This is a genomic window from Tabrizicola fusiformis (genome assembly GCF_013328815.1).
GTDB lineage: Bacteria > Pseudomonadota > Alphaproteobacteria > Rhodobacterales > Rhodobacteraceae > Fuscibacter.
In genome coordinates this window covers 14,317-27,155 of the sequence record NZ_JABUHN010000002.1, presented here as the reverse complement: position 1 = coordinate 27,155, position 12,839 = coordinate 14,317, and the positions used below count along the sequence as shown (strand labels likewise).

Here is a 12,839-nt window from a genome sequence, read left to right as displayed (position 1 = left end):
GGGGCGGCGGTTCAGGGCACCAGCGCCGTCAGCGCCGGACCGTTGGGGCAAAAGCCGGGCACCACCTCCGCAGCCCCCGTCTGTGCCAGCCAGTCGCTGCAATAGGGCGTGGCGCCGCAGCTTTGGCAGGTGGCCACCAGCGCGGCCAGTTCCCCGCGCTGCAGCCAGCCATCAACCACCGCCCCCGCCAGATCAACACCCAACAGCCGCGCCATGCCATGGGTGTGGCCCCATGCCATCGGCGCCTCAACATACCCGATCATTGCTGATCCCTTTCGCATCGTTCCGCCTCAAGGCTGCGCCCATCGCCCCGGGGCCGCCTTGATGCAGATCAAGCCGGGGTCAGCCGCCCGCTTTCAGCCGGGCAATGGTCTGGGCCACCACGGCCTTGCGCTGTGCATTGGCGGGATGGGAACCAAGGAAGCGGTCGCCCGGATCGGGAAGACGGTCAAAGAACGCGGTGCCGCGCACCGGATCGAACCCCGCCCGCCAAGCGATTTCGGCGCCAAGCCCATCGGCCTCAAGCTCGAAATCCTTGGAATAGGCCCGCGCGGCCATGGCCGCCCCCATCCGCTCTGCCGCGTCCAGATCGGCCTGCGATGCCCCCGCCGCCGAAGCCATGATCCCGGCAAGCAGCGCGCCCGCCATCGCATTCTGCTGGCTTTGCGGGATGTGGCCCGCAATATGATGAGCCGCCTCATGGCCGAGGACAAAGGCCAGTTCGTCGGCATTGCGGGCATCGGCCAGCAGCGCCGAGGTGAAGGCCAGAATCGGGCGCCCCGCCGAATCGAGCGTTTGCAGCGCATTGGCCGGCTGGCCCGGGCGATCATCGATCACGATGCGGAAATCGCAGTTGCTGACCCGGCGCATCTGGCGGCAATAGCTTTCGGCCACCGGCTCCATCCGGGCGACGACTGCGGCGAAACCGGCGGTGTCGGGCAGCGCCGCGGGGCGCGAGGGCTGCACCACCGGCGCGCCGCCGTCTTCGCCCGGCAGGGTATAGGTCGCAGGCATCACGCAGCCGCCCAAAAGCGCCAGCAGCGCCCCGCCCCGTATCGCCATACCGATTTTGCCTGCCATGCCGTCGCTCCGCCTCTGTCTGCCCGCTGTCCGGGGTTTTGCCCTGCATAGCAACTCCGCCCCCCACCCCGCCAGTCCCTATGCCCCGCTTCGGCGGTCGAAGGGGGTTGAGCCTGCCCGGCCGCGGCCCTAAACTGGGGCCATGTTCACCATCGAACACGATTTCGACGCCACCGTGATCACCCTCGTCGATGAGGGCGACGACAGCACATCCCCCTTGCAGGAGGATGTGATCATCGAGGCATTCGAGGAATGCGTGGTGATCCGCCAGGTGGATCAGATGACGGATGAGCCGGTGACGATCACCCTGTCCATCGCCCAACTGCACGACCTTGCCGCCGCGCTGGACCTGCCCGAAGGCAGCTATCGGATCGAGCGCAGCGCCAAGCCGGCGGGCTGACCCCCGCACCTCCCCGAACGGGGCGATGAGGGGTAGGCCCGTCAGTCCAGCCGGAACACCTTGTCGCGCGATGTCGCCCCCCGCAGCAGCGTCAGCCGCGACTTGGCCACCCCCAACGCCTGCGCCAGCAGTTCGGCCACTGCGGCATTGGCCTTGCCATCCTCGGGCGCGGCGGTGACATGGGCGCGGAACCCCTCACCCGCCTGTTCCAGCGCCTGCCGCCTTGCGCCGGGCGTCACTTTCAGATGGAACTCCCGCCCCGTCACGGCCAGCTCGGCCCATGCCCCCCGCTTCATCCGCGCCTCCCGTCAGCCGCACCAGACTTCGCGCCCCGCCCGCACCTTGGCAAGCCCCCGCCCTTCCCCTAGCTTGCCCGAAAGGAGACTTCCGATGCCCGTTGCCGACGCCCAAGCCTTTGCCTTTCTCGCCGCCCGCCAATCCTATCCGATGAAAGCGATGACCGGCGCCACACCGGCCCGCGCCGAGCTGGACCCGATCCTGACCGCCGCCCTGCGGGTACCCGACCATGGCAAGCTGGAACCCTGGCGGCTGATCGTTCTGACCCGCCCCGATATGGCGCGGCTGGCCGATCTGGCCGAGGCGCGGGCGCGCGAGATGGGTGGCGATGCCGAAAAGATCGCCAAGGGCCGCGGGCAATATGACAATGGTCACCTTGCGGTGGTGGTCATCTCTGCCCCCGTCGCCGCCGAAAAGGTGCCGCTGGCCGAACAGCGGCTGTCGGCTGGCGCGTTGTGCATGAACCTTGTCAACGCGGCCACGGCGGCAGGCTGGGGCGCGGCCTGGCTCACCGGCTGGCCCGCCCATGACGCCACCTTCACCGCCCGCGCCTTTGGGTGCAGCGGCGAAGAGACGGTCGCAGGCATCGTGCATATCGGCGGCCGCGGCCCTGTCGCCCCCGACCGCCCGCGCCCGGACCTTGGCCGGGTGGTGCGCTGGGGGCTGGAATGATCTTCACCGATTTCTTCCGCGCACTGGGGCAGCTTGGCGACGGACGCTTTTTGCGCGTGGTCCTTTTTGGCGTGGCGCTGGCGCTGGCGCTGCTGGTCGCGGTCTATGCGCTGTTTCTCTGGCTGATTGAAAGCTGGGCCCCCGGCAGCATAGAGATTCCGCTGATCGGGCCGGTGGGCGGTATCGACACCCTGCTGAGTTGGGGGTCGTTCTTCCTGATGCTGGGGCTTTCGGTGTTTCTGATGGTGCCCGCCGCATCGGCCTTTTCGGGCCTGTTTCTGGAAGACGTGGCGCAGGCGGTCGAGGATCGCCACTATCCCGCCCTGCCGCCGGTGCCCCCGGCGCGGCTTGCCGATACGCTGGTCGAGACGGCCAATTTCATCGGCCTTCTGGTGGCGGTGAACGTGGTGGCGCTTTTCATCTATATCTTCACCGGCCCCTTCATTCCGCTGGCCTTCTGGGCACTGAACGGGCTTTTGCTGGGGCGGGAATATTTCACCCTTGTCGCGGCGCGGCGGCTGGGCCGACCGGCGGCCAAGCAACTGCGCGTACAGCATTGGTTACAGATCTGGCTGGCGGGCACGCTGATGGCGGTGCCGCTGTCGGTGCCGCTGATCAATCTGGCAATTCCGGTGCTGGGGGTGGCGACCTTCACCCATATGTTCCACCGGCTGGCCGCGCCGCGCCCGGCGGCGCAGCGGAGTTTATGAAAAACTCCGCCCCCTGCCCCGCCATTCAGTTCTTCGGCAGCATCCCGAAGATGTCCATATCGGCCACCGTCACCCAACCCGAGGTGATGATGCCATAGGTGATGGCAAAGATGACCGTGGCGATGACCGTGGTGATCTTTGCCTTCTTGCCGATCATCGCATCTTCGGGCGCCGAGGCCGGGGTGCCCGGGGTCACCTGTCCGCGGTCGCCCTGACTTTCAAAGCGCACCGGCAGCACGCAGAACAGCACCATGAACCAGGTGACCGAAAACAGGATCAGGGCGGCGGTGATCGTCATGCCTGTTCAAGCTCCACCAGACAGCCGTTGAAATCCTTGGGGTGCAGGAACAGCACCGGCTTGCCATGGGCGCCGATCTTTGGCTCGCCCGAGCCAAGCACCCGCGCCCCCGACGCTTTCAGATGGTCGCGCGCCGCAAGGATGTCATCCACCTCATAGCAGATATGATGGATGCCGCCCGAGGGGTTCTTTTCCAGAAACCCGTTGATCGGAGAGTTTTCGCCCAAGGGGTAAAGCAGCTCGATCTTGGTGTTGGGCAGTTCGATGAAGACCACGGTCACGCCATGGTCCGGCTCATCCTGCGGGGCGCCGACCTGCGCGCCCAAGGTGTTGCGATACTGTGCCGAGGCTGCCTCAAGGTCGGGCACGGCGATGGCGACATGGTTCAGACGGCCGATCATGGGCAACTCCTTCGCACGGGTTACGGCGGTTATGGGCAGCGCAGGCCGGTGCCGCAAGGGGTGCAAGGGTCGCAGCCCCGCGAAAACCGCGGGAAAATGCCTGCGGGTCGGCTGCCGTTTACCGCGCATTAGCCAAAGCCGTGCTGAACTGGGTCCAACCGCCGACTCGCCCCTGTCCTCCCGAGGTGCCCGATGCCCAACCTGCCTGCCAGCCCGGTTCCCGCGCCGCTTTTGTCGCTGCCGCCGCATCTGCGCGCGGCGCTGCCCCTGCAGGGGCTGACCGTGCTTGCCGTCGAGGACAGCCGCTTTGCCAGCGATGCCCTGCGCGTGATGTGCCAGCGGGCAGGCGCGCGGTTGCGCCGTGCCGAAACGCTCGACGCGGCCCGCGCCCATCTGCGCACCTACCGGCCCGATGTGGTGATCGTCGATCTCGGCCTGCCCGATGGCCGGGGCGAGGCGCTGATCCGTGACCTTGTGCTGTCGGCGCGTCGGCCCTCGGTGATCCTCGGCACGTCGGGGGCCGAGGGCGGGTGCCGTGCGGCGCTGGCGGCGGGGGCGGACGGCTTTCTGGACAAACCGTTTGAAAGTCTTGCCGCCTTCTGCCAGACCCTGCGCCGCCATTTGCCTGACCTTGACGTAAGCCCGCCCCCCGGCGTCGAAGACCGGGTTGAACCCGACCCGCTGGCGCTGCGCGATGATCTGATCCGCGCCGCGGCCCTGTTGGCCACCCCCGGCGGCGCGGGGCGTTATGTGGCGGGGTTTCTGGCCGGGATCGCCGGGCAGGACCATGACGCGGCCCTTGCCGCCGCCGCCAACGCCGCCACCCTGCCCGACCGTAACCCCGACCGAGCGGCAGGCGACCTGACTATGTTGCAGCAAATGATCGGCGACCGGCTTTCCCTGCCCGCCGCCTTTACCTCCCGCCGGAAATCGGCCGAGGGATAGCCTAGCTGGCCAGCGCCGGATCCGCGCCGGGCCGCACCAGCCGGGTCAGGTCGGACAGCCGCTCGCGCTGGCGGCCGTTGGCATCGAAGTTCGCCGGGGCAAGCCAGGCGGTGAAGGCTTCGCGCAGCGCCGGCCATTCGGCGTCGATGATGGCAAACCATGCGGTATCACGGTTGCGGCCCTTGACCACCGCCGCCTGCCGGAAAATCCCCTCATAGCTGAAGCCCAGCCGCTGCGCCGCCCGGCGCGAGGGCAGGTTCAGCGCGTCGCATTTCCACTCATAGCGGCGGTATCCGGCGCGAAAGGCCCAGTCCATCATCAGGAACATCGCCTCGGTCCAGATCCGGCCCCGGGCAATCTCGGGGGCAAGGCAGATATGGCCCACCTCGATCGACCCCATAACCGGCGTCACCCGCAGATAGCTTGCCACACCACCGCAATGGCCGCTCGCCTTGTCGCGGATCGTGTAGAAAAACGGATCGTCGCTGACAGCGGTTTCCTTCACCCAGCGGTGATAGGCGGCAGCCGAGTTGAAGGGGCCATAGGGCATATAATCCCACAAACCGTCATGGCCGGAATAGGCACGGTGCAGGTCGGCGGCATGGGCATCGGCCTCAAGCGGCTCGAGCCGGGCCCAGGTGCCGTCCAGCACCTCGCCCAGCGGGCGGGGCGGCGGCGTCCAGCCCGGAACCGGCGCTCCAAATTTCTTTGCCTCGGCCATGACCTGCCCTCCGTTTTGGCTGTTATGCGGCGCGCCCGGCGTCTGCGCAACGGGAAAGCCGCCTATACCACGGCGTCAGAACCGACCGGGGGGCAGCCCTTCGGGGCGGGAAGACTGCGCAAGCCTACAGGATCAGCCCCGGATTGCCGCCCATCTGCAGCCCCGGAAACACCGCGCCCTCCAGCACTGCCCGGTCAAAGCCATACATGCCCTGCATCGCATGGGCCGCCCAGGCCCGCACATCCGAGGTGGGCATCAGATCGCGGCGCTGATACAGCGCCGCCTCTGCCAGCCCCGGCCAATCGCCGAACACCCGGCCGCCCCGCACCGCCCCCCCGGCCACCAGCATCGCGCCGCCGGTGCCATGGTCCGTCCCGCCCGAGCCGTTTTCGGCGGCGGTGCGGCCGAATTCCGTCATGGCCAGCACGGTGGTCTTGCCCCAGACATCGGCGCCAAGCCCCTGTTGCAATTGCAGGATCGCCCGCTCCAGCCGCATCAGCGCCCGCCCCATCCCCCGCGCCTGCGACTTGTGCGTATCCCACCCCGACAGGGAAAAGGCGGCAATCCGCGTTTCCTCGCGCAGCCGCCCGGCGGCAAAGCGCACGAGCTTGTCCACATCGTCCAGCTTGACGCCTTTCAGCCCGCCCGCCCCCGCCATGTCTTCCATCATCTCGGGCGCGCCCAGCTCGATCGCTTCCGAGGCGGCGGCCAGAAACAGCGGGTCGTCGTGGTAGACCTGTTCCAGCAGCAGGGCCGCCTGCGGAGAAAGCTCCAGCAAGGTCTCGGGCGCCCATTCATGCACCGGCGCGGCACCGGCCAGCACCCGCAACTCCTCACGCCCCACGGCATAGGCGGTTTCGGCGCGCAGGCCCGGCACCGCCTGCAACATCCGGTTCAGCCAGCCGTCGCGCACCTGCGTCAGCGGCACATCCATGCCGGTTCCTGCCTCAAGCTGATCCTGCCCCGAGAAATGGCTGCGCTTGTCGCGGTAGGGGGTGGCCACCGCCTGCACAAAACCCAACTGCCCCGCCTGCCACAGCGGCATCAGCCCGCCAAGCCCGGCATTCATCGCAAAGAACCCATCCAGATCAAGCGCATCCGGCCGGTTCAGCGTCGGGCGCAGCCGGGCGAAATCGGCATCTCCCTTGGGCAGAACAACATCCAACCCGTCCATCGCCCCGCGCAGGATGATCACCACCAGCCGGTGATCGCCCAAGGGGTTGCCGCCGTCCGATCCGGCCAGCGTCACCGTGGTCAGGAACGGATGCGCCGCCGCCGAACAGGCAAAGGCCGCGGCACCGCGCAAAAGCTGTCTGCGTGCAATCATCGCCGTGTCCCGCCCTATCTTCGGTTGAATTCGGCCGAGGCGAAGACGATCCCCACCCCGTCGCTGCGCTTTTCGGCGCGGGTTGCGGCCCAGATCACCACCTCGGGCACAAGATCGCCCAAGGCGCGGCGGGCAAGGTCTGCCGGGTCGGGCAAGGGCCGGGCCAGCCGTTGCGGCTGGTTCATTGCCCAGTCGATCCGCGCCGCAAGCGCCTGTGGCGTGATCCAGGCGGCAGCCTCTTCGCGCCAGCCGTCGGGGCCGCGCGGACGGCGCCAGAATTGCCCCATGCTGCGCATCGGCGTCCAGACCACCTCGCGCAGCTTCTTCTCGGGCCAGACCATCACATCGGCGCCGCGCACCCCCAGCGCCCGCAGCGCGGCCACCAGATAGTCCCAAGGCTGGCGTGCCTTTGCCAGGGTGCGCCCCGTCGCCGCGCGATGGGTCAGCAACACCTCATAGACCGGCAAAAGCGCGCCTTTGCCTTGCCGCCAGGCGGCCTCTAGCGCCGAAACCAGCGCGGGGTCGGGGCTGTCCGAGACGAAATGCACCGCCAGCTTGCGCGCCAGATGGGCCGCCGTCTCGGGCCGGGCGGCCAGATCGGACAACACGCGGCGCACAGTCTCGGGGCTTTCGCCTTCATAGGTGGTGCCCAGCACCGTTTCCGCCCCGGGTTCGGCCCGGCGCGTGTCATATTTCACGCCGCGTTTGGGATCATAGGTCAACCCGGTCAGCGCCTCGGCCAGTTGGCGCACATCGTCCTGACTATAGGGGGCGCCGGCGCCCAGCGTGTGCAACTCCATGACTTCACGCGCGAAATTCTCGTTCAGCCCGCGCCCCTGCCGCTGCCCCTGCGGTGAGTTGGGGCCGATTGACTGCGCCTGATCCAGATAGATCAGCATGGCCGGATGCAAAGAAACGGCAATCAGCATCTCGGCAAAGGGGCCGGTCAGATTGGGGCGAATGGCATCCTCGATCATCGCGGCGGGGCGGGCGGCGTCACGCGGCGCGGGGGCCACCACGGTAAAGTGATCGGCCCAGAAGGTGACCAGCCGTTCGCGCAAGGCGTCGCGGGCATCCAGCGCCCGGGCAAGGGTGGCGCGGGCGCCCGCCTCGGCAATGGCGGCCAGCTTTGCCTCGATCACCTCGTAAAGGTGGCGCTGACTTGGGTCTTTTCCGGCAATGCGCCGGGCCTCGGCATTGTCGCGCAGCAGAGGCCCCAACACCTCCATTCCGGCGATGGGCCAGGCTGCCGCCATCTCATCCGGGCCCGCAAGGAAAGTGATCATCGCGGCCGCCGTGCGCGGGCTGCCCTCGGCCACGGGCAGGCCATAGCCAAAGCGGATCGCGGCAAGTTCCGGGGTCAGCGGCATCGGCGCCTCCAAAGGGTGCAGCCCCATAGATAGGCATGACGCGCCCCACCGCCAGCCCCGGCCCGCCGCCCCGGCGGATTTCCGTCAGAACCGGAAACCTGGCGGATAATCGTGCAATCCGTCGAAATCGGCCTTGCCGATCTCAAGCCCGGCCTGCCGCAGCACGGCAAAGGCCATCGAGGTGTGGAAGATGAAGTTCGGCATCCCGAAGAGATGCAGGAATTCCACCCCCGACTGGTCCAACTCGGCAAAGCCGGCGCGGTGCCGGATGCGGCGGCTTTCGGCGCCGGAAAATTCCTCGGGGCGCAGATCGGCCAGCCCGGTCTGCGCCGCGGCAATGCGGCGGCCAAGGCCGATGCGGTCGAGCCCGTGATCCTCGGCCAGCGCCACCGGGCGCCCGGCCAAAGGATAGGTCACCCGCAGCGCAAAGCTGGCCGCCGTCGCCACCTGCTGCGCCGCCGTCAGCATGTCGGGAGCAAGACGGCCCTGCAACAGATGCTCCTGCCCCGCCGTCCGCCCGACCATGGCCGACAGACGGTTCAGGTAATGCCCGAACACGGGCACCGAGGCGGCATAAAGCGCGGTCATGCGTCTTTGGGCACCACGCGCAGCCGCAATTCGCGCAACTGCTCGTTCAAGGGTTCGCTGGGCGCGCCCATCAGCAAATCTTCGGCGCGCTGGTTCATCGGGAACATGATCACTTCACGGATGTTCATTTCATCCGCCAAGAGCATCACCGCCCGGTCGATCCCCATGGCACAGCCGCCGTGGGGCGGGGCGCCGTATTTGAACGCCTTGACCATGCCGCCGAAGCGCTTGTCCACTTCGCTGTTGGGGTAACCCGCCAGTTCAAAGGCGCGATACATGATTTCCGGCTTGTGGTTGCGGATGCCGCCCGAGATCAGCTCATAACCGTTGCAGGCCAGATCATACTGATAGGCATAGACATTCAGCGGATCACCCGACAGCGCCTCAAGCCCGCCCTGCGGCATCGAGAAGGGGTTGTGGCTGAAGTCGATCTTGCCGTCGTCGGTCTTCTCATACATCGGGAAATCGACGATCCAGGCGAAACGGAAGGTGTCCGTCTCGGCCAGCCCCAACTCGCGCCCGATCTCGTTCCGCGCCCGGCCCGCAACCGATTCAAAGGCTTCCGGCTTGCCGCCAAGGAAGAACGCCGCATCGCCAAGGCCAAGGCCAAGCTGCTGGCGGATCGCCTCGGTCCGCTCCGGCCCGATGTTCTTGGCCAGCGGCCCTGCGGCCTCCATGCCCGACCCATCCTCGGCCTCGCGCCAGAAGATATAGCCCATGCCCGGCAGGCCCTCTTTCTGGGCGAAGGCGTTCATCCGGTCGCAGAACTTGCGGCTGCCGCCTTTGGGCGCGGGAATGGCGCGGACTTGGGTGCCTTCATTCTCCAGAAGCTTGGCGAAGACGGCGAAACCCGAACCGCGGAAATGCTCGCTCACGATCTGCATCTTGATCGGGTTGCGCAGGTCGGGCTTGTCCGACCCATACCACAGAAGCGAATCCCGATAGGCGATGCGCGGCCATTCAGCGGGCACCGTGCAATCGGGGCGGAATTTCTCGAACAGGCCCTGAATTACGGGCTGCACAGCGGCGAAAACGTCTTCCTGCTCGACGAAAGACATCTCCACATCCAACTGGTAAAAGTCGGTCGGGGAACGGTCGGCGCGCGGATCTTCGTCGCGGAAGCAGGGGGCAATCTGGAAATAGCGGTCAAAGCCCGCCACCATGATCAACTGCTTGAACTGCTGCGGCGCCTGCGGCAGGGCATAGAACTTGCCCGGATGCAGCCGCGACGGCACGAGGAAGTCGCGCGCGCCTTCGGGGCTGGAGGCGGTGATGATCGGCGTCTGGAATTCGTTGAAGCCCTGATCCCACATCGCGCCGCGCAGGTGCCGCACGACGTTCGAGCGCAACATCATGTTCTTGTGCAGCTTTTCGCGCCGCAGGTCGAGGAAGCGGTAGGTCAGCCGGGTTTCCTCGGGGTAGTCCACCTCACCGAACACCGGCATCGGCAGCTCGGCCGCCTCGCCCAGCACGGTCAGGCCGGTGGCGTAAACCTCAATCTCGCCGGTCGGCAGCTTGGCGTTCACAAGGCTGGCGTCGCGGCCCTTTACCCGCCCGTCAATCCGCACCACCCATTCGGCGCGGACCTTTTCAATGGCGGCAAAGGCCGGGCTGTCGCTGTCGGCCAGAACCTGCGTGATGCCGTAATGGTCGCGCAGGTCAATGAACAGCACCCCGCCATGGTCGCGCACACGGTGGACCCAGCCGGCAAGGCGCACCTCATGGCCGACATGGGCTTTGTTCAGATCGGCGCAGGTATGGCTGCGATAGGCGTGCATCATCTTCCCCTTCACGAGGCTTTGGCGGGTTTGGCCCGATACACCCCGCCCCATGGCCGAAGTCAAGCCCGCCCCCTGCCCTGCCTGCGCAATTCTGCATGGGGACAGCGGGCCAAGGCTTCGCAATCCGGCGGGGGAAAATTTGCAAAGTTTGGCCGCATTCGCGGAAAATTTGGCAATATGGCGCAGTTTGCAAAGCTTTGCGGCGCAAACCCCGGCAGATATGCAAACTTATTGTCGCAGTCCTGTCGCATCTGTTGCGCGACTCAGGTCAGGGTGGCTAACAGGCCCTAACTTTGGGAGGAGGATGCATACCATGGGATACCGTGAGGTCTATGCCGGTTGGAAGGCCGACCCGGAGGGGTTCTGGATGGACGCGGCTCAGGGCATCGACTGGGTTCAGCCGCCGACCCGCGCGCTGAATGACAGCCGCGCTCCCCTCTATGAATGGTTCACCGACGCCACTGTGAACACCTGCTGGAACGCGGTGGACCGCCATGTCGAGGCCGGCCGGGGCAATCAACTGGCCATCATCCACGAAAGCCCGGTGACCCATCTGCGCAAGGGCATCACCTATAAGGAATTGCAGACCCGCGTGGCCAGCCTTGCCGGTGCGCTGCGCGCCAAGGGCGTGGGCAAGGGTGACCGGGTGATCATCTACATGCCGATGGTGCCCGAGGCGCTGGAGGCGATGCTGGCCTGCGCCCGGCTGGGGGCGATCCATTCGGTGGTCTTCGGCGGCTTTGCGGCCAATGAACTGGCGGTGCGGATTGACGATTGCACCCCCAAGGCGATCATCGCGGCCAGTTGCGGGATCGAGCCGAACCGGATCGTGCATTACAAGCCACTCTTGGATGCTGCCATCAACATGGCCACCCACAAGCCGAATTTCTGCGTGATCTTCCAGCGGGAACAAGAGGTTGCCAAGCTGGTCGAGGGCCGTGACGTGGCCTGGCACACCTTTCAGTATGGCGTGAAACCGGCGGAATGCGTGCCGGTCTCGGGCGATCATCCGGCCTATATCCTCTATACCTCGGGCACCACCGGCGCGCCCAAGGGCGTGGTACGCCCGACGGCGGGCCATCTGGTGGCGCTGAACTGGACCATGCGGGCGATTTACGACTGCGGCCCGGGCGATGTGTTCTGGGCGGCTTCGGACGTGGGTTGGGTCGTCGGCCACAGCTATATCTGCTATGCGCCGCTGATTGCGGGCTGCACCACCATTGTCTTTGAAGGCAAGCCGGTCGGCACCCCGGATGCGGGCACCTTCTGGCGCGTCATTGCCGAGAACAAGGTGAAATCCTTCTTCACCGCCCCCACCGCCCTGCGCGCCATCAAGCGCGACGATCCTGAGGGCGAGCTGGTGAAAGACTATGCCATGAAGCAGCTTAAAACGCTGTATCTGGCCGGGGAGCGGGCCGACCCCGATACCATCCTCTGGGCCCAGCGCCATCTGAATGTGCCGGTGATCGACCATTGGTGGCAGACCGAAACCGGCTGGGCCATCGCCGCCAACCCGATGGGGATTGAACATCTGCCGGTCAAGATCGGCAGCCCTTCGGTGCCGATGCCGGGCTTTGACGTGCAGGTGCTGGACGAGGGCGGCCATGCCGTGCCCCCGGGCCAGCTGGGCGCCATCGCGGTGAAGCTGCCGCTGCCCCCCGGCACCCTGCCGACGCTGTGGAATGCCGAGGACCGCTTCCGCAAAAGCTATCTGAACCACTTCCCCGGCTATTATGAGACGGGCGATGCGGGATACATCGACGAAGACGGCTATCTCTACATCATGGCGCGCACCGATGACGTGATCAACGTCGCGGGCCACCGCCTGTCGACCGGCGCGATGGAAGAGGTCCTGGCGGGGCATAAGGACGTTGCCGAATGCGCCGTGATCGGCGTGGCGGATGATCTGAAGGGGCAGTCGCCGGTCGGCTTCCTGTGCCTGAACAAGGGGGCCAACCGTGCGGCATCGGAAGTGGTGGCCGAATGCGTCAAGCTGATGCGCGAAAAGATCGGCCCGGTCGCCGATTTCAAGCGCGCCGTGGTGGTGGACCGCCTGCCCAAGACCCGCTCGGGCAAGATCCTGCGCGGCACCATGGTCAAGATTGCCGACGGCACCGAATGGAAGATGCCCGCCACCATCGACGACCCGGCGATCCTGGACGAGATCACGCTGGCCCTGCAAAGCCTTGGCTACGCAAAAGGCAAAGATTGATTGCATTCTGCGAAACGGCGGCTGGACATCGCCGCCG

15 protein-coding genes are annotated in these 12,839 nt (G+C 66.6%); 5 read left to right on the top strand and 10 right to left on the bottom strand.

Annotated features, from left to right (window positions below):
* Positions 1–11: 11 nt before the first annotated feature.
* Entirely contained in the window at positions 12–263 is a 252-nt protein-coding gene (locus HS053_RS02670; protein WP_174209664.1) for a DUF6455 family protein, read from the bottom strand.
* Positions 264–342: 79 nt separating this feature from the next.
* Positions 343–1,080, bottom strand: a complete 738-nt coding sequence (locus HS053_RS02665; RefSeq protein WP_241699738.1) for a M48 family metalloprotease — start codon at positions 1,078–1,080, stop codon at positions 343–345.
* 142 nt (positions 1,081–1,222) lie between these two features.
* Here HS053_RS02665 and HS053_RS02660 point away from each other — a divergent pair, with 142 nt between their 5' ends.
* On the top strand, positions 1,223–1,480 hold the full coding sequence (locus HS053_RS02660; protein ID WP_174209663.1) for a hypothetical protein: 258 nt from the start codon (positions 1,223–1,225) through the stop codon (positions 1,478–1,480).
* 41 nt (positions 1,481–1,521) lie between these two features.
* Here HS053_RS02660 and HS053_RS02655 read toward each other — a convergent pair whose 3' ends face one another.
* Positions 1,522–1,776 carry a DUF167 domain-containing protein gene (locus HS053_RS02655; RefSeq protein WP_174209662.1) on the bottom strand — a complete coding sequence of 85 codons (255 nt, stop codon included), beginning with the start codon at positions 1,774–1,776 and terminating at the stop codon, positions 1,522–1,524.
* 94 nt (positions 1,777–1,870) lie between these two features.
* Between HS053_RS02655 and HS053_RS02650 the strand changes: the two genes are divergently transcribed.
* The gene (locus HS053_RS02650; protein WP_174209661.1) at positions 1,871–2,449 is read left to right on the top strand and encodes a nitroreductase family protein; all 579 of its coding nucleotides are present in this window, start codon (positions 1,871–1,873) and stop codon (positions 2,447–2,449) included.
* On the top strand, positions 2,449–3,159 hold the full coding sequence (locus HS053_RS02645) for an EI24 domain-containing protein (protein ID WP_174210070.1): 711 nt from the start codon (positions 2,449–2,451) through the stop codon (positions 3,157–3,159). Before HS053_RS02650 ends, HS053_RS02645 begins: the two co-directional genes overlap by 1 nt.
* 25 nt (positions 3,160–3,184) lie before the next feature.
* Here HS053_RS02645 and HS053_RS02640 read toward each other — a convergent pair whose 3' ends face one another.
* A complete protein-coding gene (locus HS053_RS02640; protein ID WP_174209660.1) occupies positions 3,185–3,457 on the bottom strand; it encodes a DUF1467 family protein in 273 nt (90 codons plus the stop codon).
* Positions 3,454–3,858: a methylmalonyl-CoA epimerase gene (gene mce, locus HS053_RS02635; RefSeq protein ID WP_174209659.1), complete on the bottom strand. Its 405-nt coding sequence runs from the start codon at positions 3,856–3,858 to the stop codon at positions 3,454–3,456. Before mce ends, HS053_RS02640 begins: the two co-directional genes overlap by 4 nt.
* A gap of 192 nt (positions 3,859–4,050) precedes the next feature.
* Here mce and HS053_RS02630 point away from each other — a divergent pair, with 192 nt between their 5' ends.
* Complete coding sequence (locus HS053_RS02630) at positions 4,051–4,803, top strand: response regulator (protein WP_174209658.1); 753 nt, start codon at positions 4,051–4,053, stop codon at positions 4,801–4,803.
* A gap of 1 nt (position 4,804) precedes the next feature.
* Here HS053_RS02630 and HS053_RS02625 read toward each other — a convergent pair whose 3' ends face one another.
* From HS053_RS02625 to aspS, 5 genes are all read right to left on the bottom strand, one after another.
* Complete coding sequence (locus tag HS053_RS02625; RefSeq protein WP_174209657.1) at positions 4,805–5,524, bottom strand: GNAT family N-acetyltransferase; 720 nt, start codon at positions 5,522–5,524, stop codon at positions 4,805–4,807.
* Between the two features lie 124 nt (positions 5,525–5,648).
* Positions 5,649–6,851: a DUF1501 domain-containing protein gene (locus HS053_RS02620; RefSeq protein ID WP_174209656.1), complete on the bottom strand. Its 1,203-nt coding sequence runs from the start codon at positions 6,849–6,851 to the stop codon at positions 5,649–5,651.
* A gap of 14 nt (positions 6,852–6,865) precedes the next feature.
* Positions 6,866–8,221: a DUF1800 domain-containing protein gene (locus HS053_RS02615; RefSeq protein ID WP_241699737.1), complete on the bottom strand. Its 1,356-nt coding sequence runs from the start codon at positions 8,219–8,221 to the stop codon at positions 6,866–6,868.
* An 84-nt stretch (positions 8,222–8,305) separates the two neighbouring features.
* Entirely contained in the window at positions 8,306–8,809 is a 504-nt protein-coding gene (locus HS053_RS02610; RefSeq protein ID WP_174209655.1) for a DUF1993 family protein, read from the bottom strand.
* Entirely contained in the window at positions 8,806–10,587 is a 1,782-nt protein-coding gene (gene aspS / locus HS053_RS02605) for an aspartate--tRNA ligase (RefSeq protein WP_174209654.1), read from the bottom strand. The genes HS053_RS02610 and aspS overlap by 4 nt, the downstream gene beginning before the upstream one ends.
* Before the next feature lie 316 nt (positions 10,588–10,903).
* On the opposite strand from aspS, the gene prpE reads away from it, so the two are divergent.
* Positions 10,904–12,802 (top strand): propionate-CoA ligase PrpE, encoded by a 1,899-nt coding sequence (gene prpE, locus HS053_RS02600; RefSeq protein ID WP_174209653.1) that lies wholly within the window; start codon positions 10,904–10,906, stop codon positions 12,800–12,802.
* Positions 12,803–12,839: the final 37 nt, after the last annotated feature.

Bases quoted from the DNA above. Each gene is read 5' to 3' on its own strand.
- aspS (WP_174209654.1), bottom strand. From the start codon at position 10,587: ATGCACGCCTATCGCAGCCATACCTGCGCCGATCTGAACAAAGCCCAT.
- HS053_RS02670 (WP_174209664.1), bottom strand. From the start codon at position 263: ATGATCGGGTATGTTGAGGCGCCGATGGCATGGGGCCACACCCATGGC.
- HS053_RS02630 (WP_174209658.1), top strand. From the start codon at position 4,051: ATGCCCAACCTGCCTGCCAGCCCGGTTCCCGCGCCGCTTTTGTCGCTG.
- HS053_RS02625 (WP_174209657.1), bottom strand. From the start codon at position 5,524: ATGGCCGAGGCAAAGAAATTTGGAGCGCCGGTTCCGGGCTGGACGCCG.
- HS053_RS02655 (WP_174209662.1), bottom strand. From the start codon at position 1,776: ATGAAGCGGGGGGCATGGGCCGAGCTGGCCGTGACGGGGCGGGAGTTC.
- HS053_RS02660 (WP_174209663.1), top strand. From the start codon at position 1,223: ATGTTCACCATCGAACACGATTTCGACGCCACCGTGATCACCCTCGTC.
- mce (WP_174209659.1), bottom strand. From the start codon at position 3,858: ATGATCGGCCGTCTGAACCATGTCGCCATCGCCGTGCCCGACCTTGAG.
- HS053_RS02640 (WP_174209660.1), bottom strand. From the start codon at position 3,457: ATGACGATCACCGCCGCCCTGATCCTGTTTTCGGTCACCTGGTTCATG.
- HS053_RS02610 (WP_174209655.1), bottom strand. From the start codon at position 8,809: ATGACCGCGCTTTATGCCGCCTCGGTGCCCGTGTTCGGGCATTACCTG.
- HS053_RS02650 (WP_174209661.1), top strand. From the start codon at position 1,871: ATGCCCGTTGCCGACGCCCAAGCCTTTGCCTTTCTCGCCGCCCGCCAA.
- HS053_RS02615 (WP_241699737.1), bottom strand. From the start codon at position 8,221: ATGCCGCTGACCCCGGAACTTGCCGCGATCCGCTTTGGCTATGGCCTG.
- HS053_RS02665 (WP_241699738.1), bottom strand. From the start codon at position 1,080: ATGGCAGGCAAAATCGGTATGGCGATACGGGGCGGGGCGCTGCTGGCG.
- prpE (WP_174209653.1), top strand. From the start codon at position 10,904: ATGGGATACCGTGAGGTCTATGCCGGTTGGAAGGCCGACCCGGAGGGG.
- HS053_RS02620 (WP_174209656.1), bottom strand. From the start codon at position 6,851: ATGATTGCACGCAGACAGCTTTTGCGCGGTGCCGCGGCCTTTGCCTGT.